This window comes from Paraburkholderia phenazinium, assembly GCF_900100735.1.
Taxonomy (GTDB): domain Bacteria; phylum Pseudomonadota; class Gammaproteobacteria; order Burkholderiales; family Burkholderiaceae; genus Paraburkholderia; species Paraburkholderia phenazinia.
Window position 1 is genome coordinate 325,156 of record NZ_FNCJ01000007.1, and the last position, 19,768, is coordinate 344,923.

At 60.5% G+C, this 19,768-nt stretch carries 18 protein-coding genes and 1 pseudogene; 13 read left to right on the top strand and 6 right to left on the bottom strand.

The window, feature by feature from the left end; genetic code table 11:
- Window positions 1-35: 35 nt before the first annotated feature.
- The 7 genes from fabF to BLQ92_RS18485 all read left to right on the top strand — a co-directional run bounded on the left by fabF (window position 36) and on the right by BLQ92_RS18485 (window position 6,193).
- Window positions 36-1,304 carry a beta-ketoacyl-ACP synthase II gene (gene fabF / locus BLQ92_RS18455; protein ID WP_090685959.1) on the top strand — a complete coding sequence of 423 codons (1,269 nt, stop codon included), beginning with the start codon at window positions 36-38 and terminating at the stop codon, window positions 1,302-1,304.
- 405 nt (window positions 1,305-1,709) lie between these two features.
- Window positions 1,710-2,546, top strand: a complete 837-nt coding sequence (locus tag BLQ92_RS18460) for a DUF5829 family protein (RefSeq protein WP_143016628.1) — start codon at window positions 1,710-1,712, stop codon at window positions 2,544-2,546.
- A gap of 156 nt (window positions 2,547-2,702) precedes the next feature.
- Complete coding sequence (locus tag BLQ92_RS18465) at window positions 2,703-3,170, top strand: GNAT family N-acetyltransferase (RefSeq protein WP_090685961.1); 468 nt, start codon at window positions 2,703-2,705, stop codon at window positions 3,168-3,170.
- 144 nt (window positions 3,171-3,314) lie between these two features.
- Entirely contained in the window at window positions 3,315-3,887 is a 573-nt protein-coding gene (locus tag BLQ92_RS18470; RefSeq protein WP_090685962.1) for a GNAT family N-acetyltransferase, read from the top strand.
- Window positions 3,888-4,002: 115 nt separating this feature from the next.
- The gene (locus BLQ92_RS18475; protein WP_090685963.1) at window positions 4,003-4,488 is read left to right on the top strand and encodes a GNAT family N-acetyltransferase; all 486 of its coding nucleotides are present in this window, start codon (window positions 4,003-4,005) and stop codon (window positions 4,486-4,488) included.
- A gap of 187 nt (window positions 4,489-4,675) precedes the next feature.
- The gene (locus BLQ92_RS18480; RefSeq protein WP_090685964.1) at window positions 4,676-5,326 is read left to right on the top strand and encodes a hypothetical protein; all 651 of its coding nucleotides are present in this window, start codon (window positions 4,676-4,678) and stop codon (window positions 5,324-5,326) included.
- A 240-nt stretch (window positions 5,327-5,566) separates the two neighbouring features.
- Window positions 5,567-6,193 (top strand): tyrosine-type recombinase/integrase, encoded by a 627-nt coding sequence (locus BLQ92_RS18485; RefSeq protein WP_090685965.1) that lies wholly within the window; start codon window positions 5,567-5,569, stop codon window positions 6,191-6,193.
- 164 nt (window positions 6,194-6,357) lie between these two features.
- Here BLQ92_RS18485 and BLQ92_RS18490 read toward each other — a convergent pair whose 3' ends face one another.
- Window positions 6,358-7,362: a GlxA family transcriptional regulator gene (locus BLQ92_RS18490; RefSeq protein ID WP_244259655.1), complete on the bottom strand. Its 1,005-nt coding sequence runs from the start codon at window positions 7,360-7,362 to the stop codon at window positions 6,358-6,360.
- 58 nt (window positions 7,363-7,420) lie between these two features.
- Between BLQ92_RS18490 and BLQ92_RS18495 the strand changes: the two genes are divergently transcribed.
- Both BLQ92_RS18495 and BLQ92_RS18500 read left to right on the top strand, forming a co-directional pair.
- Window positions 7,421-8,386: an MBL fold metallo-hydrolase gene (locus tag BLQ92_RS18495; RefSeq protein ID WP_090686006.1), complete on the top strand. Its 966-nt coding sequence runs from the start codon at window positions 7,421-7,423 to the stop codon at window positions 8,384-8,386.
- A 177-nt stretch (window positions 8,387-8,563) separates the two neighbouring features.
- Complete coding sequence (locus BLQ92_RS18500; protein ID WP_090685967.1) at window positions 8,564-9,628, top strand: alpha/beta hydrolase; 1,065 nt, start codon at window positions 8,564-8,566, stop codon at window positions 9,626-9,628.
- A 220-nt stretch (window positions 9,629-9,848) separates the two neighbouring features.
- On the opposite strand, the gene BLQ92_RS18505 is transcribed toward BLQ92_RS18500, so the two are convergent.
- A complete protein-coding gene (locus tag BLQ92_RS18505; RefSeq protein ID WP_090685968.1) occupies window positions 9,849-10,310 on the bottom strand; it encodes a hypothetical protein in 462 nt (153 codons plus the stop codon).
- A gap of 267 nt (window positions 10,311-10,577) precedes the next feature.
- Here BLQ92_RS18505 and BLQ92_RS18510 point away from each other — a divergent pair, with 267 nt between their 5' ends.
- Window positions 10,578-10,781 carry a hypothetical protein gene (locus tag BLQ92_RS18510; protein ID WP_090685969.1) on the top strand — a complete coding sequence of 68 codons (204 nt, stop codon included), beginning with the start codon at window positions 10,578-10,580 and terminating at the stop codon, window positions 10,779-10,781.
- A 59-nt stretch (window positions 10,782-10,840) separates the two neighbouring features.
- Here BLQ92_RS18510 and pdxY read toward each other — a convergent pair whose 3' ends face one another.
- From pdxY to glgC, 3 genes are all read right to left on the bottom strand, one after another.
- Window positions 10,841-11,704 (bottom strand): pyridoxal kinase PdxY, encoded by an 864-nt coding sequence (gene pdxY / locus BLQ92_RS18515; protein WP_090685970.1) that lies wholly within the window; start codon window positions 11,702-11,704, stop codon window positions 10,841-10,843.
- Between the two features lie 313 nt (window positions 11,705-12,017).
- Entirely contained in the window at window positions 12,018-13,478 is a 1,461-nt protein-coding gene (gene glgA / locus BLQ92_RS18520) for a glycogen synthase GlgA (RefSeq protein ID WP_090685971.1), read from the bottom strand.
- A 60-nt stretch (window positions 13,479-13,538) separates the two neighbouring features.
- Window positions 13,539-14,810, bottom strand: a complete 1,272-nt coding sequence (gene glgC / locus BLQ92_RS18525; protein WP_090685972.1) for a glucose-1-phosphate adenylyltransferase — start codon at window positions 14,808-14,810, stop codon at window positions 13,539-13,541.
- Window positions 14,811-15,339: 529 nt separating this feature from the next.
- On the opposite strand from glgC, the gene BLQ92_RS18530 reads away from it, so the two are divergent.
- Window positions 15,340-16,464: an alpha/beta fold hydrolase gene (locus BLQ92_RS18530; RefSeq protein ID WP_090685973.1), complete on the top strand. Its 1,125-nt coding sequence runs from the start codon at window positions 15,340-15,342 to the stop codon at window positions 16,462-16,464.
- A gap of 78 nt (window positions 16,465-16,542) precedes the next feature.
- Here the strand turns inward: BLQ92_RS18530 and BLQ92_RS18535 are convergent, their stop codons facing one another.
- Window positions 16,543-17,538 (bottom strand): LLM class flavin-dependent oxidoreductase, encoded by a 996-nt coding sequence (locus tag BLQ92_RS18535; protein WP_090685974.1) that lies wholly within the window; start codon window positions 17,536-17,538, stop codon window positions 16,543-16,545.
- A 706-nt stretch (window positions 17,539-18,244) separates the two neighbouring features.
- Here BLQ92_RS18535 and hpnI point away from each other — a divergent pair.
- Both hpnI and BLQ92_RS18545 read left to right on the top strand, forming a co-directional pair.
- A complete protein-coding gene (hpnI, locus tag BLQ92_RS18540; protein ID WP_090685975.1) occupies window positions 18,245-19,447 on the top strand; it encodes a bacteriohopanetetrol glucosamine biosynthesis glycosyltransferase HpnI in 1,203 nt (400 codons plus the stop codon).
- Window positions 19,448-19,478: 31 nt separating this feature from the next.
- Window positions 19,479-19,768 (top strand): annotated as a pseudogene (locus BLQ92_RS18545) (hopanoid biosynthesis associated radical SAM protein HpnJ); the annotation flags it as partial.

Genomic DNA, 19,768 nt, shown 5'->3' on the forward strand with positions numbered 1-19,768 from the left:
CGGCATTTCTTCGTCAGTCAAAAGGGGAGCATCGCTTGAATACGAGACGTATCGTCGTGACTGGGATGGGTATCGTTTCGCCGTTGGGATGCGGCGTTGAATCGGTATGGAACCGTCTCCTGAAGGGGTATTCAGGCTTGGCCGGTTTGCCCGGCGACGTCACGGAAGGGATTGCATCGAAGGTCGGCGGCGTGGTGCCCATGTTGACGTCAGACTGTCCATGGGGATTCAATCCGGACCTCGCGGTAGAGCCCAAGGACCAGAAGAAGATGGACCGGTTCAGCCTGTTTGCGCTCTCCGCGGCACAAGAGGCCCTGACTCAAGCCGGATGGCAACCTGAATCCGAAAAAGCATGCGAAAGGACGGCAACCATCGTGGCGTCTGGCGTGGGCGGGTTCGGCGCGATCGTGGACGCCGTCAGAATCACGGATAACCGCGGACCAAGGCGGCTTTCTCCTTTTACCGTTCCCAGTTTCCTTGCCAATATGGCAGCGGGCCATATCTCCATCCGTCACGGCTTTCGTGGCCCCCTGGGCGCACCGGTGACCGCCTGCGCTGCCAGCGCACAGGCCATCGGCGACGCAGCGCGCCTGATTCGGGCCGGCGAAGCCGATATTGCCGTGTGTGGTGGGGCCGAGGCCTGCATCGATCGAGTCAGTCTGGGTTCGTTCGCCGCGGCAAGAACCATGTCCACCGGCTTCAATGATCATCCCGCGCAGGCATCCCGCCCGTTCGATACCGGACGAGACGGTTTTGTCATGGGAGAAGGCGCCGGCATGCTCGTCATCGAAGACCTGGAGCACGCATTGCAGCGAGGCGCCACGCCGATCGCGGAAGTACTCGGTTATGGCACGAGCGCCGACGCACACCACATGACGTCTCCGCCCGATGACGGCGCCGGCGGGCGACGCGCGATGGAGCTGGCAATCCGGCAAGCGAATCTTGAACCCGGGATGATCGGGCACTTGAACGCACACGCGACGTCCACGTCCGTAGGCGACATCAGCGAGCTCGCGGCCATCAAGGCGATATTCGGAACAGGTCGAGGCCCCGCTGTATCAGCCACCAAGTCGTCGACAGGACATTTGCTTGGGGCAGCCGGCGGCGTGGAAGCCATTTTCACCGTGCTCGCACTGCGCGATCAGCTCGCGCCGCCTACGCTCAATTTGACGGAGCCGGATTCGGCGGCGGAAGGCATCGACATCGTCGGCGGATCGCCCCGCAAGATATCGACGGAATATGCGATCTCCAATGGCTTTGGTTTTGGGGGTGTCAATGCCAGCCTGGTGTTCCGTGGACTCTGATTCTGGATTTGAGCCGAACGAAGATCCCGAACACAAGCCCTGGCGCCATTGACCGAGTCAACGACGGGTACCGCGGCCTGCAAGTTTCGCGCGCACCCATCCACGTGTGCAAAATGAAATCGGGACTGTGCCGTTCTCGTGAAGCAGGCTCGAAGCATTTCGCAGCGTGAGCTCCGCGAAGCACATGGAGGATCTTTCTGCACGCCACTGTCTGCTTGGGGTCGCGTGCTGCCGATCGCGTCCGCATGCGATTCGGGCAATCCATGCCGTTTGCATGCGACAGTGATCGGCCACAAGCGGCCGTTCGACAACCGCTCCTGAATCGCCGACAATCGTTGTCTGCTCATTCGAACGAGATAACATTGCGAGCTGCTGCTAGTTCAATGTTATTGAAGCGGGGAAAAGTTGAAAGCGCCTGCCGTACACCTGAATCATATTTATACTTACGTGGACGCGAACACGCTAAATGCGATTGCCCGTTCCGAATTCATGCAAAATGAATTCTCCGCGATGGAAGTTAGCACGATTGCGGCCGGTGACGACCGCACCTGGACGGGCATCTATTTGACCGGCGCGAACACCTACATTGAGCTATTCAGTCCTTCTCGTGCGCCGTTGAGTTTGGAGCGAGTGGGTGATACGGGAATCGGACTATCCGTAGAGAACGTTGGGGACATAGAGCGGGTAGCGAAGTGTTTGGAAAAGTTTGGAGGTACGGGCATCTCTTCGTTATTCGAACGGAAGGTCGATGGAAATCGCGTCCCCTGGTTTTGGAATCTGCCCTTAGTGGGGTTTCCTGAGGGTGAGGCGGAGCCCTTCTGTGCGTGGGTGATGGAGGTTGATCGAGACTTTCTGAAAAGGAGTCGAGGCAGTCTTCGGGCCGACGAAGAAGGCATCAGCCGCAAGCAATACAACGCTGCGAAGTTTCAACCAACCCGTTTCATGAAAGACATCGACGAAGTTACCTTGGCGTTAAATGAGTTCGAATCTGTGAGCTTTGGGCGTCAGCTCGTTGCGCTTGGCTATGCTTTGGAGATTCGTGACGGCGTTGACACGCTCATCGGCCCGGACATTACGTTTCGGCTGATAAAGGCCTCACCCGTTGCTAGGGGCGTGACGCAACTGAAAATAAACCTGCTTAAAGAAAGGATTGACCCGGAGATCCTTACGTTCGGTCAAGGCGCAACACTGCATTTTGGTGCCGACCGAACCGCGATCATGTCGTTTTCACCTGCCGATTGAGTCTTGGCTTGGTCTGCAATCCGCCTCGGGCTACTACATGCCAGTCGCATGAGACGCTGTTCGGCCAGTAAGCGACATTCGACGCATCGACTCAAATCGTCGACAATGCGCCATCGTTGAGTACCTGCCGTCCAACATTTGATTTCCGGTAATGCCATGAGGTCCATCCTTGTTTCAACCATAGATAACTCCAACGAGAAGATCGCCGAAGAAATTCAGGTGGTTCAATACGCTGCTTATTTGCAGGAAGCGAAACTGCTGGACGCCACGTGGTTTCCCCCACTTGAGAGGACCGCTGCAGATATTCGGCGTTCTACCGATCGTTTCTTCGGCGCGTACATTGATGAAGTGCTGATTGGAGTCGCGAGCATAGAATCGTCTGACGCTCAAACGCCACCTTCGATTTCTTCGCTGACGGTGCTGCCTCAATACCAGCGTCGAGGGGCGGCACGACAACTGTTATCGACGTTATTGGCCGCAGCCGGAACCCAGGTGGTAACAGTCTCCACAGGGGCGCGAAACGAGCCGGCTTTGGCGCTTTACTCCACCTTCGGATTCGTGCCTTTCAGATATCGAACAGTCGGCGAGGAGCAACTCCAGTTGGTCGAACTCAAGCGAGACTGACCAAAAGTGGACGGAGGCTCGTGAGCGCGACTCCACCGATGGTAGTGTCTTCGGACGCGGGGCGGGCATCACACCGCGGCCAGTTTGAGACACTCGACGCCACCGCATAGACTGTTGACAATCGCTGCTCCTGACACGAACAAAATGATGATCAAAATTGAACTCTTGAGACCTACGACTGCATTGCTGCCAAGCTATGTATCGGCACTTGAGGCGGGATGGTCACCTGACAATGTTCGTAAGGAGGTTGCTGCGCGCGAACAGTTGCACGCCATCGAATTGAACGCGGAGGCATTTGTCGATGGCCTCGATGATCCAACCGCATCGGGCGGTCCGATTCCTTTGCCCGACGGCTCGACCGTTGCCCGTCTGCCGAGCATTGTCCGATGGATTTGGGACGGCGATGTTAGCGGTGCAATCGGATTTCGTTGGCAGGCTGGAACGACCGAATTGCCGCCGAATGTGCTCGGACATATCGGCTTCTCAGTCGTGCCGTGGAAGAGAGGCAACGGCTACGCCAGGCAGACGCTCAATTTGATGCTCGGCGAAGCGAGGCTACAAGGCTTGTCTTACGTCGAACTAACGGTTGATCCCGAAAATATAGCCTCACAGCGCGTTATCGCGGCATGCAATGGTGTCATGATCGAACGGTTCAAAAAGACTGCCGCCTATGGATTCGCTGAAACGCTTCGTTATCGCATTGAGCTAGACGACTGAGGAGCCTGTCGGACCTTGTGCGGCCATTTTCGGCCAGTCGACCTAGGCTCCTGAATCGTCGACACCCATCTGTTTGGTCCCATCAACGACTCTGAGTTTCCATCGCGCTTTCACCATGCTAAAGCTTGTGCCAATGTCGAAGAGCGAGTTCACGGAATACGAGTCTGTAGCGCTGGCTAACTACGCGTCCGACCTACTGAAGGCGGATCGCCGTAATCCGAACACAGCGGCGGCGCGCGCAGACGAAGCCTTCCGAAAGATACTGTCAAAAGGTCAGGACACTCCGGATCACCACTTTTTCGTATTGTTCGAATCGAATGCGTCGGCAGGGGTTGGCTGGCTGTGGTTAGGCGAAACCACATCGGAGTACGGGCGCTCGGCGTTTATCTATGACATTCTTGTCCGGCCAGAATATCGCGGCCAAGGCCACGGGACTCGGGCGTTGCAAGCCGCAGAAGTATGGGCGAGCGCACTCGGGATGCAACACATCGACCTTCATGTGTTCGGGCATAACACCGGCGCGCAGCGTCTTTACAACAGAGCCGGATATTGCGCGACGAACATTCGCATGAGAAGAATGCTTGCCGGCGTGACGCAGTGACGGATTGCGACAGCCCCAAATTTGCTGACGCCGAGGCCCGCGCGACCTATGCTAGCCGCATCGGCCCGGGTTCGGCCAGTCAGGGCCATTCGACATAAGCACCTAGATCGTTGACACCCACGTCGGGGTTACCCGTCACAACTACCGTGACAGTGGTAATAAAAAATTCTCAAGGGAACACTTTTTCATGAAGGTTAATAGGCTGGCCTTGGCAGCTTTGACTCTGTTGATTGCCAAATCTGCGTATCCACAGTTGCGTGATGACTTCCCGCTTCCACCGTCGCCCTGCGATTCCGACTACTTGGAGGCAGCTAAAAATAAATACATCAAGCTGCTCGATGTAACCGATGAAGTCGTGCCGACGGTTTCTCCTGCTCAGATCGCCGAGTTTGAAGAGACGCGAAGCCAGATCAATCAATACTGTCATCTAGCTCCGATGGGCTTGCCACTTGAAATAGGTTGCGATACGCACGAACACTTTGTACAGTATCAACCACTGTGGCAAAAGCTGACCGACGATACGGGATATATGGCGTGGACAATCCACAAGGAGGTCGCATTCCAGCGTAGCGTTCCTGCAACGTTCGACGGGTTCACTCACACGGACAATATCGACGCGCTCTTCAACTACATCGAGGGCGATATATGGCTTCTCGATCAGCTCGGGGGATACTACGGCACCCTGGAGAGGTTGCAGGTAGGACAGCCGAAGCTTGCAGAGACGTTCTTGGCCGATATGAAACACGTCTCTGCAGCTCAGGACGCAAGACAAAGCCTGTTTGACGTCTTGAAGTGCACTGCGCTCAAGAATCACATGTCCTCAAAAAATAGTGGCTGACAGAGTGTAGCCACCGCCGCCCAGCACGCTGGAACAACGGCGACGCCTGATGGCGTCGGAGCATGGTCGCGTCCGTGGTCCTTTACCCACTGCGAGTAGAAAGCTCAAGCTTGCAGGGATACTCGAGAGATGAACGGCCGCTTTGGGGTAGCTTGAACGGCCGAAGTGGGTCGAGCAGCGACCATCGCTACCACCGCTAGCCTGCACACTGGATCTCCCTTCAAGTGGAAGGAGATCATCATGGAAACGCAGAATGGTCCCGCCGGCAACCGTGTGCCGTGGAACAAGGGCAAGCTCACCGGCCAGAAACCACCGTTGAAGCTTCCGGAAATCTGGGCGATTCGCACCCGGCTCCAGATGTCTTCGAACATTCACGAGCTGGCTATGTTCAATCTCGCGATTGATAGCAAACTTCGGGCATGCGATCTGACGCGACTGCAGGTGCAAGACGTCTGCCAAGGCACTCACGTCGGATCGCGGGCAATGGTAATGCAGCAGAAGACTCAAAGACCGGTTCAGTTCGAGATCACGGAGCAGACTCGTCAGAGCCTTGAGGCGTGGATCAGGGCGAGGGCATTGAAGTCGACCGACTATCTATTCCCAAGCCGATTGCATGCGTCGCCGCATCTGTCGACACGACAATATGCCCGAGTGGTTCATCGGTGGATCGCCTCGATCGGACTCGACGATACGGCGTACGGCACCCATACCATGCGCCGCACGAAGGCTTCGCTGATCTACCGGCGGACTAAGAACCTGCGGGCGGTGCAACTGCTGCTCGGACATTCCAAGTTGGAAAGTACAGTGCGCTACCTCGGCATTGAAGTCGACGATGCCCTCGAGATGGCGGAGCAGACAGAAGTTTAATGACATGATGGTCGGCGAGCGGTCGCTTGCCGGCCAGGAACCGACGTTCGGAATCTGGGCGCGAACGGCAGCCTCTATGCGATGAACGGACCTTTGTGAGAACGCGCTGGCCGCCAATGTTGGGTCCCCATCCTCGGGCGTATGCATTGATGAAAGCGGAACAATCAGTTCCGGCCAAACATTTGGCGATACTGCGAGGGTGTCAACGTAGTCAATTCCTTGAACATGCGTCGCATACCCGAGTCGCTGCTAAATCCGAGTTCGGCGCTAATAGTGCTTGCGGGCGCGGATGTCATGATAAGCCGCTCGCTCACCTGATCCAGTTTGATTTTTCGGGCATATTCGCCAACGCCACAACCCGTGAGCGCCAACACTTTGCGTGCGAGCGTTCGATCGGCCATACGCAACGCCGTGGCGATCCGCTTGACCGAAATGTCACTGGCGGGCAAGCGCTGCACTAGCGCATGAAGCGAGCGAAGCATTCCGTCCGATTGCTCGATCAGATGCAATGACTGGAATGCCTGATGCGTTCGCTCCGGGCGCGGCAGGACCATAAGCTTGCTGAGATCACGAAATACTTCCGGGCTGACCTGTCGTTCGATGATTGCCTGAGCGATCGGCAGATACCCATTGAGGCCAGAAGCCGTGCCGGTGCGTTGATTCATGACGCAGGTCTGTTCGGCTGCCCACGACACGCGGCGATGTTTCTTTCTCATCGCATCCATCAACCACCAGGTCACGGTCGCGGCCTGGCCGTCCAGTTTGCCGGCCGCAGCGAGCAGGCACACCCCGGTGCAGTAGCTCCACAGACGCGATGTTTTCGGTACACGCGCGAGCATCGCAATCAGCTGATCATTCACCCCCACTACCTTTTCCACGTGCTGCGGTGATTCAGCCCAGAAGCCGGGCACCAGAAGCGCGTCGAGGTCGATCGAGTCCGCAAGTTCGCATGTTCGTAACCAGACACCTTGCGCGCACTCGACCTCACTGAGCCCGGGCGCAATGAACCGCGTTTCGAACAATGGCTGCCCTGCGCGCCGATTCGCGCCATGCAGCAGGTCCGCAAACGCGAACAGTCCCGCAGGCATGCAGCCGGGATACAGGAGAAGGCCGATTCTGAGCGTTTTGGGCATGGCATGAATTGACTGGTTTATGTCATCTGACGCCATTGTAGTCAGGTATCCGGGGTGTCAGAGTAAGGACTTGTCTAACAGACCCGGTTTCAACATGAAAATCACCCAAATGCGGAATGCCACCGTCATCGTGGAGTTCGGTGCGCATCGAATTCTGGTGGACCCGATGCTGGCAGCGCGGCACTCGCTTCCACCACTGCGACTGTTTGATGGGCAACGTTTACGCAATCCCCTCGTCGATCTGCCGGACGTAACGGATGCGGCACTGCAGTCCGTCACCCATTGCCTGATCACGCATTGCCAGAAAGGACACTTCGATCATTTGGACAGAGCGGGAAAGAGATGGCTTCGCGAGCGCCAGATCCCCGTCATCTGTACGCATCATGACGCGGCTTATCTGGCGCAACGAGGCCTCAATGCAATGCCGCTCGCCGAGCGTCATGAGCGGCCCCAGCCTTTTCTCAATGGCACCATTCGCACGGTGCGCTGCCAGCACGGACGCGGCATGGTCGGGTTAATGATGGAGCACGGCGTCGGCTACCTGATCGAAATCCCGGAAGAACCCACCCTCTATCTTGCTGGCGACACGATTCTGACACCGCAGGTGCGTCAATTTTTGGTGCAGCATCAACCTCAGGTCAGTGTCGTTCCTGCAGGCGGAGCGCGATTCGATGCGGGCAAGGAAATCATCATGGGCGTAGATGAGGTCATCCAGTTCACGAACATTTCAACTGGCATCGTTGTGGCTAACCATCTGGAAGCACTCAGCCACTGTCCAGTTACGCGAAACGAACTCGGGGTGGCCGCGACGCGGGCCAACGTTGCGTCACGGCTCCGCATCCCAGCGGATGGAGAAACTCTCGAATTTTCAAAGCTCGGCCAGGTCGGGAGCGCTTTGTCTATTTCCGACTCGACGTCACCGTATCGAAACGGAAATCTTTCTTTCCAACGGGGTGCGCTTCCGCGGGACGAGATGAGAACAAGCGCGGGCAGCAATCGAGCGGCAATGCGTTTGAAGTTTTTTCGCAGCACTGGCGAAATGGCGACTTCGAAACGCTGAACGGACACCCACGCCGCCCTTACGAACGGCGATTTCGGGTCGACTTGAGCCGGATGCGGTCGACCTGTGGATGATTGGTTATCCATTCAGCATCGGACCGGGTTCGGCCAGTTTGAGACGTTCGACACAGCCGCGTAGATCGCTAACAATCGACGGAATCGTCACTTCGGATTAGCCATGAATCTAGTTCAGACCACCGTTATCCTTGTCAGCTGCTGCGCGCTTGTAATGCTAATTGGACTTGCCGCGGCGTTGGCTATGGTGGCGACGTCGCCTTTGGTGAATAGGGTGCCCAAGGACGTGTTCGGCTTCGCGTCATTACAGACTAATCCGCAATCTGCGCCGCCGTCACTCACCCGCTACGCCGCTCGTGATGGCGAGCAACTTGCCTATCGCTTCTACGATTCCACCTCGGATCAGATCCTCATTTTCGTTCATGGGTCGTCCTATCATGGTGCCTCTTACCACGCCCTCGCGTCGATGATTAGCTCCAGTGGTGTGTCCAAAGTCGTCCTGCCCAATCTTCGTGGTCACTTCCAGTCAGGACGGCGTCGCGGAGACGTTGACTACGTCGGGCAATTGGAAGACGACATCGCCGATCTCGTGCAGTGCCTGCGCAAGAGAAACCTTCAAGGGCCAGTCATACTCGGCGGTCATTCCAGCGGAGGCGGATTCGTGATCCGTTTCAGCGGTGGTGTTTATGCTCACCTCATATCGCGATTTCTGATGCTGAGCCCAATCATTCCGGCATCGCCAGCCATTCGAGGTGGATCGTCTGGAGGCTGGGCGAATCTTCACATGCGCCGACTTCTCGGGTTGCTTACCCTCAACTCAGTAGGAATTCGCGGATTCAATGGACTCAGTGTGATCGAATTCAATAAACCCGTCGAATTTTGGGACGGTTCGGAGACGTTGTCTTATTCTTACCGGCTCAATGTTTCATACCATCCACGCCTTCGCTATCGTCGAGATCTGCGCAGACTCGATGAGGGGGCGATGGTTGTGATCGGCCAGAACGATCAGGCAATTGACGCGCACGTTCTACAACAGATGTTCGCAAAGGAGGCGTCTGCCGTCAGATTCAGCATACTTCCGGGCATTGACCACTTTGGCATCTTCACGAGTGTCGTAGCACATCGAGCGATCGCGGATTGGCTTGCAGAACCGACTACCGGTTTTTTTAATGTGGATGAAGAAGGGGGACGACTCGGCGGCGAGCCCCGGGCCGACCCGACACGCTGACTGTCCGATGACGGGATAATTGAGCGGCCGTTCAGGGTCGTCAAGAACCTCTCACCTTCTCGGAAAATCCATCATCGGGCGCGGTGCCGGGTACCGGTTGCAGTTCGGCAACCGGTTGGATGCGGAGTTTCCCCGGCAGCCCAGTGAATTCCGTGCTCCCGAATCTAGCTGGCAGCGAACCAGCCCAGCCAATTCCATCTGCCAGCAGCCTGCTCCCGCTTTACTGCTCGCCCTGCAAACGCAGCACTTCTTGGCGCAGACGCACGAGCGGTTCCTTGGTCTCGTCGTCGGCCCAGGTCTCGAGGTCGTCGATGGCGCGCTGGCAGCCGTCGAGCACCAGGTCGAGATCCACCGGCACGCCGTTGGCAAGCGCGAACTGGATCGTCTCCGCGAACTGCTGGCACTCGTCTTCACCGTACGAAATGTCGAGGTTATCCGCGATCACTTCGGCGATATTGCTGCGCGCTTTGTCGTCGGGCGCCACCAGATCAATGATGCCGCGCGCCACCGCAGGCGAGTAGTAGAGCGCGATATCGAGCCATTGCGTCGGATCGAAATCCGCCTCTCCGAACTGGTTCTCGAAGTACTCGATGGCTTCCTGTTCGTGCGTTTCGTCGGCATCGACGCTAATGCACAACTCTTCGAAAATCTCTTCCCGCTCGCTGCGGATCTGACCGTCCATCTGTGCCTCGTTTGCCTGTAGCGGGTGCTTGAAAAGGATTGCGTGCACCACGCGGCACGCATTATAGGACGAGCCGCTGACAATCACGCATGCGCGGGGATCACAGGTTGGTGACGCAGGGATTGAATCCGGCCGCTGCAATAGTGTGTTCCGTCTAAGGGGGATGCGCGGCGGCGCGCTGGTTGTTAGACTCGCGGCCGCGTCGCCCGATGCATGCCGATTGACTCGCGGGTCAGCTTTTTGTTTGGATTCGTCTGGAGAAATACGATGAAGGGAGTGTGGTTTTCGCTCGTTGCGCTCGCGCTAGGCGTAGCAGGGGTGGTGAGCGTGGTGCCGTCGATTGCGGATGCTGCTGGTTTGGCGCGTGCCGATGTACTGGCGTCGATCGCCGGGCGTGACGTGCCCGGCAAAGCGCCGTTGGCCGCGACCGGTGACAGCGGTGCCAGCGGCACAACCGCTGCCGTCAAGTAAGTTTGCCGAATCACGCCGTCAAGTAACGCAGCCAACCACGGCTGTCAAAGAAGAAGCCGCTACACCATCTCGACGGCCCACGCATCGAACCACTCGCGCGGCTGGGCGATTTCGTTCTGCGCGGCGACCAGTTCCAGTTCATAGCGGCCCGCCTGCCAGGTGGCCTTCACCACCGCATTCACCGCGGCGAGCGTATGTTCGAAGGCCACCCGGATCGGGTCGCCAAGCAGTGTGCGGGCCACGAACACCGCGCTCGTCAGATCGCCCACCCCGACCGGCTGCCGCGCAAACGGGTAGAGCGGACGCTGGCCCATCCACGCTTCGGTCGGTGTGACCACCAGCATGTTGAAGCGGTCCGCCGGACTGTTGCGGTCGAGCAGATGCTTGACCAGCATGATCTTCGGACCGCGGCTCAGCACCTCGCGGCAAGCCTCCACGGCTTCTTCGACGGTATCGAGCTCGCGGCCCACCATCCGCTGCAATTCGCTGTGATTCGGCGCCATGCCGTCGGACACTTCGGGCATGGTGCTCACCAGAAATTCCTGGATGCCCGGTTCGACCTTGCGGCCGGTGGTGGTGCCCATGACCGGATCGCAGAAGTACCAGGCGCGCGGATTGGCCGCCTTCACGGCCTTGACGATTTCGATCACCGCCTGGGCCTGGTCGGGCGCGCCCAAAAACCCTGACAGCACGGCATCGCAGCGCGGCAGCACGCCGATCGCGCCGATCCCCTCCACCAGATCCTGCATCTGCGACGCATCGATGGCGCTGCCGGTCCAGTGGCCGTATTGCGTGTGATTCGAGAACTGCACGGTATTGAGCGGCCAGACGTTGACGCCAAGACGGCGCATCGGGAACACCGCGGCGCTATTGCCCGCGTGCCCGAAGACGACATGTGACTGGATGCTCAGGACGTTTTTCATGATCGGTTCACCGGCGCGATTGAATGGGCGCCGTTCTTGGCCGCGTGCGACCTGGCGTGCGTGAGCGCCTGGGTTCGCTTGCGACCGGATTCGGTGGATGGAGCACGCTCGTAGCACGGCATGACGCGCCGCCCGGCACGTCATGCAAGCGGCGTAGTGCCAGGGTGCCTGGCGCTGCTAGTCGCTGCTTGATTGGTGTTTCGGACAACGCAGCGCCGCCGCCCGGCGTGCCTGTGCAATAAACAATACATGAGTTTTCGCGCGGCCGGCGTGATCCGGCCCCGTGGTGTTGCGCGAAGTCATCATTACGGCCTCAGGTCAATTCGCGGTACAGCGCCAGATAGCGTTCCGCGGAGGCGCCCCAGCCGAAGTCCTGGTGCATCGCGCGGCGCTGGGTCGCCTTCCACTCGCTATGCCGTGCGTATAACGCGAAGGCGCGGCGGATCGCGGCGCCGAGCGCGTCCGGTTCGAAGCGCTCGAACACGAAGCCGGTGGCCAGATCGTCGGCGAGATTTTCCAGCGACGCGTCGACCACCGTATCCGCCAGCCCGCCCACGCGGTGCACGAGCGGCAGCGACCCATAGGCGAGCGCATACAGTTGCGTGAGGCCGCAGGGCTCGAAGCGCGACGGCACGGCAACCACGTCGCTGCCGGCGATGATGGCGTGCGCGAGCGTCTCGTCGAAACCGAGTTCGACCGCCACCGACTCGGGGTGCGCATGCGCCACCCGCTGCAGGCCGTTCTCGAGCGCGGCGTCGCCGGTGCCGAATACGACCAGTTGGCCACCGCGCTTGACGATCTCCGGCAGCGCGGCGAGCAGCAGGTCGAGGCCCTTCTGCTCAGTCAGGCGGCTCACCACGCCGAACAGCAGCGCATCGCTCTTGCTCGCGAGGCCGAAGCGTTTCTGCAAGGCGGCCTTGCAGGCATGCTTGCCGGACAGCAGGGTCGAGGTGTACTGCTCGGCGAGCAGGGTGTCGGTCGCCGGGTTCCACACCGTATAGTCGACGCCGTTCAGGATCCCGGAAAGGTCATGCGAGCGGTGGCGTAGCAGCGCGTCGAGGCCGCCGCCCTGGGCGAGCGTCTGGATTTCGCGGGCGTAGGTGGGGCTCACCGTGGTGATGCGGTCGCTGTAGTACAAGCCCGCTTTGAGAAACGACAACTGGCCGTAGAACTCGACGCCGTGCATGCTGAAGAAGTCGGCCGGCAGCGCCAGTTGGCCGAACTGATGGGCCGGGAAAATGCCCTGATAGGCGAGGTTATGCACCGTAAAGACGCTGCGCGCGATGGCCCGGCCATGCTGGCGCTCGGCCGCTTTCAGGTAGGCCGGGGCGAGCCCCGCATGCCAGTCGTGCGCATGGACGATCTGCGGCGCCCACGCCGGATCGAGTTGCTGCGCGAGTTGCGCGGCAGTCCAGCCGAGCAGCGCAAAGCGTTGCGCGTTGTCGCCGTACGGCACGTGTTCCGCGTCGAGATAGGGGTTGCCGGGCCGGTCGTAGAGCGTGTCGGCGCGGATTACGTAGACCACGAGGCCGTTGCCCGGCAGCGTGCCTTGTTCCAGCGTCACGTGCGGCGCGTCGAAGCGGCGCCCCAACTGGGCGACCGGGCGCAGGTCGGCGAGGCCCGCCAGCACGGCCGGGAAACCGGGCAGCAGGACCCGCACATCCGCGCCAAGCTCGATTAGTGCCGGGGGAAGGGCGCCCGCCACATCGGCAAGACCGCCTGTTTTCAGGAGGGGATACAGCTCACTTGCGACGTGCAGGGCGCGAATCGTCATGGGCAGTTTTTCCGTTTTCCGGTTGTGCGGAGCCTGGGCTCGGGTTCGCAGGTCGCTGCTCTAGTGGTCCGCTTTCATGCCCCTGAGCGCTTCCGCCGTCACCAGCACGATGCCGGTGTCGGTGCGGTAGAAGCGTTCGGCGTCGAGCGCGGGATCTTCGCCGATCACCATGCCGTCGGGAATCGCGCAGCCGCGGTCGATCACCACCCGGCGCAAGCGGCAACTGGCGCCGACAGTGACCTGCGGCAACAAGACTGCCTCATTGATGTTACAGAAAGAATTCACCACCACATTCGTCGACAGCACCGAGCGCGAAATCTGCGAACCGGAGATGACGCAGCCGCCGCAGACGATCAGGTTGGTGCTCGAGCCCTGCAGCCCGTTCATGTCGCGCACGAACTTGGCGGGGGGCAACTGCTGCTGTTGCGTCCAGATCGGCCAGTCGGGGTCGTACAGGTCGAGCGTCGGAATGGTCGAGGCCAGATCGAGATTGGCAGCCCAGTAGGCGTCGATGGTGCCGACATCGCGCCAGTACGGCTCGACGTTCGGGTCCGACGACACGCACGACATGCTGAACGGATGCGCGATCGCATGACCTTGCGTGACCACGCGCGGCAGGATGTCCTTGCCGAAGTCGTGATCGGTTTCGGCGCTGCTGATGTTCTCTTGCAGCAGCGTGTACAGGTAATCCGCGTTGAACACGTAGATGCCCATGCTGGCGAGCGCCATATCGGGCCGCCCCGGCATGGCGGGCGGGTCGGCGGGCTTTTCGACGAAGCCGGTGACGCGGCGGCTGGCGTCCACGTGCATCACCCCGAACGCCACCGCTTCCATGCGTGGCACCTCGATACAGCCTACCGTGCAGTCCGCGCCGCTCTCCACGTGGTCGCGGATCATGCGGGTGTAATCCATCTTGTAGATGTGATCGCCCGCCAGCACGACGACGTATTTCGGGCGGATCGAACGGATGATGTCGAGATTCTGGAACACCGCGTCCGCGGTGCCGCGATACCAGTGCGCACCCTCCACGCGCTGCTGCGCGGGCCACAGGTCGATGAACTCGTTGAACTCGCCGCGCAGGAAGCCCCAGCCGCGCTGCACGTGCCGGATCAGCGAGTGCGCCTTGTACTGCGTGACGACCGCAATCCGGCGGATGCCTGAGTTCAGACAATTGGACAGCGCGAAGTCGATGATCCGGTACTTGCCGCCGAAGTGCACGGCCGGTTTGACGCGCTTGTTGGTGAGCGGGCCGAGCCGCGTGCCGCGTCCGCCCGCAAGGACGATGGCCAGGGTGGCGCGTTGCAGATCGTTGAGGCTTGCCGGAGTTTCCATGCTTTGTCTCCTATGTGGAGCGGAGTTGGCGCTTTAACGCCTACTTCGGTCCCATGCAACCTGGTTGTCGGTCTTGTACCCCGGATGGCAATGCTGGTTTTTTTCTTATTGATTCTGGGCCAGATATTCGCTTCTGTCGCGCTGCCGCTGACAATTGTTTGCTATTTTTAGCACCAATTGGCGGCCTGCGAATAGTCTGGATTATGTGGATGCCCAATCTATCGGTGTCCTGCACAAGATCGCAGCGTGCGATTCAGGTGTCCGTGCGGAACGACGCATAGCGTAGCGATTGGCGCAGCGCAGCACGCGTGCCACCCGTGCTGGGGCTCGCCGCATGGCATATTCGCGGCGATGCGTGCGGCGCTTGCAGGGCTCGTGAGGTGCCGTTGCTGGCGAGCCCGTGCGTGGCCCGGAGCAGGATTCAGAAGGGGAACGTAGAATCGGCCACTCGATTGCGCGGCGGCTTCGCTCTGTGCGAACCGCCCGCGAATGGCTTCGCCTGACCTGACTACGCCGAACCCCAACGCGCATGAATTTCAGCCACCACACCCTGCTAGTCCTGTTGAGCGCCTGTGCGCTAACCGTGTCCGTAGCGTCCCATGTGGCGTTCGCCGCAAGCGATAGTCTTGCCAGTGATCAGGCCGCGGCGAGCGATAGCGCCGCCAGTCGAAATCCCGCCGCAGCGAGCGCGCCGGCCGGTAACGACGGCCCAGCCTACGGGCCCGAACTGCAGGGTTTCGACTATCCAGCCCCGGTCGAGCAGTTCGACTTCACCTCGCAAGGCGTGGCCTTGCACATGGCCTACATGGATATCGCCCCGGCGCACGCGAACGGCCGCACGGCGGTGTTGCTGCACGGCAAGAATTTTTGCGCCGCCACCTGGGAGCCGACCATCCGGCGCCTGAGCGAAGCCGGCTACCGGGTGATTGCGCCGGATCAGATCGGCTTTTGCAAATCGAGCAAGCCCGAGCACTATCAATACAGTTTCCAGCAACTGGCGCGCAATACGCATGCGCTGCTGGAGTCGCTCGGTGTGCAGCGCGCCACGCTGATCGGCCATTCGACCGGCGGCATGCTGGCGATCCGCTATGCGCTGATGTATCCGCAGGAGACGCAGCAACTGGTGCTGGTCAATCCGATCGGCCTCGAGGACTGGAAGGCGAAAGGGGTGCCCTCGCTGTCGGTCGATCAATGGTATGAGCGCGAGTTGAAGACCACCGCCGACAGCATCCGCCGCTACGAACAGGCCACCTACTACGCGGGGCATTGGCGCGCCGACTACGAGCCGTGGGTGCAGATGCTGGCGGGCATGTACCGGGGGCCGGGCAAGCAGATCGTCGCGTGGAATTCGGCCTTGCTTTACGACATGATCTACACCCAGCCAGTGGTGTATGAACTCGGCGAACTGCAGATGCCGACGCTGCTGCTGATCGGCCAGAAGGACACCACGGCGATCGGCAAGGACGCCGCGCCGCCCGAGGTGCGCGCGCGGATTGGCCACTATCCGGAACTCGGCCGGCTCGCCGCGCGGACGATTCCGCATGCGACGCTGGTGGAGTTCGCGGAACTGGGTCATGCGCCGCAGATGCAGGATCCGCAGGCGTTCCATCAAGCGCTGCTCGAAGGGCTGGCGGCGGTGCCTGCCGGCCAGTAAAGAGCAGGGCGGGCACGCCCGGTGGCTGCCCGCCGTTGCTGCAGATTGCCGGGTCGATGGTCTGCCCGGTAGCCGGGCTTATCGCCCGCTAACAATCGCTTCGCGCACCTGCGCAGCGATTTCAAACGAGCGCAGCCGTGCGGCGTGATCGTAGATCTGCGCGGTCAGCATCAATTCGTCGGCGCCGGTCTGTTCGATTACCGACAGCAGCCCGGCCCGCACGGTGTCCGGATCGCCAATCACCGAACAGGCGAGCGAGTGCGCGACGCTGTTCAACTCCATCTCGGTCGCCTCGATCCGCTCGACTGGCGGTTGCAGTTGCCCCGGCGTGCCGCGCCGCAAATTGACAAACTGCTGCTGCAGCGAGGTGAAGAGGCGCCGGGCGGCTTCGTTGGTGTCGGCGGCGAACAGGTTCACGCCGACCATCGCGTACGGCTTGTCGAGGGTGGCCGAGGGCCGGAATTGCGCGCGATAGAGCCGCAGCGCCGTCAGCATATGATCCGGGGCGAAGTGCGACGCGAAGGCGAACGGCAGGCCGAGCGCCGCCGCAAGTTGCGCGCTGAACAGCGACGAGCCAAGCAGCCACAGCGGCACATGCAACCCCGCGCCCGGTACGGCGCGCACCCGTTGCCCGGGCACCGGGTCGGCAAAGTAGCGCTGCAGTTCGACCACATCGTCCGGGAACGAATCGGCGCTGCCTTGCAGGTCGCGGCGCAAGGCGCGCGCGGTGGTCTGGTCGGTGCCGGGCGCGCGGCCCAGACCCAGATCGATACGCTCAGGGTAGAGCGAGGCAAGCGTGCCGAACTGTTCGGCGATGACGAGCGGCGCGTGATTGGGCAGCATCACGCCGCCCGAGCCAACCCGGATCGTTTGTGTCCCACCGGCAACATAGCCGATCACCACAGAAGTTGCGGCGCTGGCGATGCCGGTCATGTTGTGATGCTCGGCGAGCCAGAAGCGCCGGTAGCCCCATCGTTCCACATGCTGAGCGAGGTCGAGCGTATTGCGGAACGCCTGCGCCGCGCTCGCGCCGGCGGTGATGGGGGAGAGGTCGAGAACCGAGAAAGGGATCATGGCAAGTTCGTCCGTAGCCCTGCGTCGCGCGGTCCGCGTCGAGCGAGATGCTCGCACGTCCGTAAGGCCGTCGACAGCAAAGGCAAAAGCGGATTGTGCCAAAGCGCCTGGATTCCCGCTGACGCGGTGACCAGGTCCCCACCCGAAGCAACGGTATGCGCCACGATTGTCGTCAAAATGCCGCGATTATTGTCAGACCAACAATAGGCTGTTGAGACACCTGTAAAACATACGTGCCAGATCAATAAAAGGGGCCCCAATGACCGATTGTAGTGAGCAAGACTTCGCCGGCGCTGCTACAATTTTCGCGACACATGAATGAGCGTGCCATTGCCATTCAAACATGCAACACAGTTAAACGCTGTTGTAACCGTGCCGGCGTCTTCGCCCCGTGAATCCTGTTAGCCCTGTGGCTGCAACCCTGCGCGAAGACTGACAGAAGCGCATCCGGATTAAGCCTTTGCATTCAGCAGGCTTAATGTTGTCTATTCGCTTTCGATTATCTGTCATATGCCCGTGTCAATATTACGGAAAATTACGTGAAAGCCTTCGCACGCCTTGCTTTAAACAGTTAGCCCATTTGTATGCTGATTGTTCAGACGCAAGCAGAAGGAGTTCCGATCGTGCGAGCGAGCGTATCCATGCATCTCTTCTTGTTGAGTGGTCGTGCTATTGGCGGATGGAGGGTCACCGGGAGTCGTGGCCAATGACGGTGCATTCGCTAGCGGGTTTGGAGTGGTTGCTGGTTGTGTTGTGCTGTGCCGCCACGTTGTATGCCGGCGTTGCCGCGGTGGCGATGCCTTTTTTCAGCAAGCGTATTAGCATCCGTCGCGGCGGCTGGACGTCGGTCAGCGTGCTCAAGCCGTTATGCGGGATCGAGCCGCGCCTGTACGAAAACCTGGTGACGTTCTGCGAACAGGAACATCCATGCTTCCAGTTGCTGTTCGGCGTGTCGTCGCCGGTCGATCCGGCGATTGTCGTGGTGCGTCGTCTGCAGGCCGCGTATCCGCACTGCGATATCGAACTGGTGATCGATTCGCGCGTGCACGGCAGCAACCTCAAGGTCAGCAATCTCATCAACATGGCGCAGCGGGCGCGCCACGACATCATCGTGCTGGCCGATAGCGATATCGCTGTCGAGCCCGACTATCTGAACACGGTCACCGCGCCGCTCGCCAATCCCGGCACCGGTGTGGTCACCTGCCTGTACCGGGCGCAGAGCGTCGGCGGGTTCTGGCCGCGGGTGGGGGCGCTGTTCATCAACGAATGGTTCGCGCCGTCGGTGCGCGTCGCTCATGCGGGCGGCTCGCGGCGTTTCGGCTTCGGCGCGACGCTGGCGTTGCGGCGGACCACGCTCGAGGACATCGGCGGCTTCGAGACCCTCAAGGACTGCCTTGCCGACGACTACTGGCTCGCCGAACATGCGCGCGCGCTCGGCCTGACCACGGTGCTTTCGTCGGTGATGGTGGCCACCGATGTGATCGAACCGACTTTCACGACCCTGTGGCTGCGCGAGATGCGCTGGCTGCGGACGATCCGCTCGGTGAACCCGGCGGGGTTTGCGTCGCTGATCATTACGTTCACCGCGCCGTGGCTGCTGACCGGCGCGCTGCTCGCGGCCGGGCTGAGCGGCGGGGAGGGGGCCCAGCCGGTCATGGCGCTTACGCTGTCGATCAGTACGGTAACCGGTATCATCGCGCGGATTCTGTTGCACGCGCGCAGCGCCCGTATTTCACGGACCTTCTGGCGCGATCTGCCGCTCGTGCCGCTGCGCGATACTTTGCTCGCGCTGCAATGGCTCGGCGCGGCATTTGGTTCCCAGGTCGTGTGGCGCGGCGCGCGGATGTCGGTGGTCAACCGCGTGGCGCCGCGGCCCACATCGATCGTGGAGATTTCCGATCGTGGATAACTTTGAATCAACGCAGGTTGCGGGAGCATTCATGAAAACGCTGTTTTTGCAGGCCCCGTCATATGACGGTTTCGATGGCGGCGCGGGTTCGCGCTATCAGGCGAAGCGCGAGATTCGCTCGTTCTGGTATCCCACCTGGCTCGCGCAGCCCGCGGCACTGGTGCCGGACAGCCGCGTGCTCGATGCGCCCGCCGACGGCCTGTCGGTCGAGGCCTCGCTCGAGATCGCGCAGCAGTACGACCTGGTGATCATCCACACCAGCACGCCGTCGTTCCCCACCGATGCGATGTTTGCGCAGGACCTCAAGCAGCGCAAACCGTC

What these genes read in the sequence shown, in the direction of transcription:
- BLQ92_RS18465 (WP_090685961.1), top strand. Translation starts at nt 2,703, where the DNA reads ATGAGGTCCATCCTTGTTTCAACCATAGATAACTCCAACGAGAAGATC.
- BLQ92_RS18470 (WP_090685962.1), top strand. Translation starts at nt 3,315, where the DNA reads ATGATGATCAAAATTGAACTCTTGAGACCTACGACTGCATTGCTGCCA.
- BLQ92_RS18475 (WP_090685963.1), top strand. Translation starts at nt 4,003, where the DNA reads ATGCTAAAGCTTGTGCCAATGTCGAAGAGCGAGTTCACGGAATACGAG.
- BLQ92_RS18480 (WP_090685964.1), top strand. Translation starts at nt 4,676, where the DNA reads ATGAAGGTTAATAGGCTGGCCTTGGCAGCTTTGACTCTGTTGATTGCC.
- BLQ92_RS18485 (WP_090685965.1), top strand. Translation starts at nt 5,567, where the DNA reads ATGGAAACGCAGAATGGTCCCGCCGGCAACCGTGTGCCGTGGAACAAG.
- BLQ92_RS18490 (WP_244259655.1), bottom strand. Translation starts at nt 7,362, where the DNA reads ATGGCGTCAGATGACATAAACCAGTCAATTCATGCCATGCCCAAAACG.
- BLQ92_RS18495 (WP_090686006.1), top strand. Translation starts at nt 7,421, where the DNA reads ATGAAAATCACCCAAATGCGGAATGCCACCGTCATCGTGGAGTTCGGT.
- BLQ92_RS18500 (WP_090685967.1), top strand. Translation starts at nt 8,564, where the DNA reads ATGAATCTAGTTCAGACCACCGTTATCCTTGTCAGCTGCTGCGCGCTT.
- BLQ92_RS18505 (WP_090685968.1), bottom strand. Translation starts at nt 10,310, where the DNA reads ATGGACGGTCAGATCCGCAGCGAGCGGGAAGAGATTTTCGAAGAGTTG.
- BLQ92_RS18510 (WP_090685969.1), top strand. Translation starts at nt 10,578, where the DNA reads ATGAAGGGAGTGTGGTTTTCGCTCGTTGCGCTCGCGCTAGGCGTAGCA.
- pdxY (WP_090685970.1), bottom strand. Translation starts at nt 11,704, where the DNA reads ATGAAAAACGTCCTGAGCATCCAGTCACATGTCGTCTTCGGGCACGCG.
- glgA (WP_090685971.1), bottom strand. Translation starts at nt 13,478, where the DNA reads ATGACGATTCGCGCCCTGCACGTCGCAAGTGAGCTGTATCCCCTCCTG.
- glgC (WP_090685972.1), bottom strand. Translation starts at nt 14,810, where the DNA reads ATGGAAACTCCGGCAAGCCTCAACGATCTGCAACGCGCCACCCTGGCC.
- BLQ92_RS18530 (WP_090685973.1), top strand. Translation starts at nt 15,340, where the DNA reads ATGAATTTCAGCCACCACACCCTGCTAGTCCTGTTGAGCGCCTGTGCG.
- BLQ92_RS18535 (WP_090685974.1), bottom strand. Translation starts at nt 17,538, where the DNA reads ATGATCCCTTTCTCGGTTCTCGACCTCTCCCCCATCACCGCCGGCGCG.
- hpnI (WP_090685975.1), top strand. Translation starts at nt 18,245, where the DNA reads ATGACGGTGCATTCGCTAGCGGGTTTGGAGTGGTTGCTGGTTGTGTTG.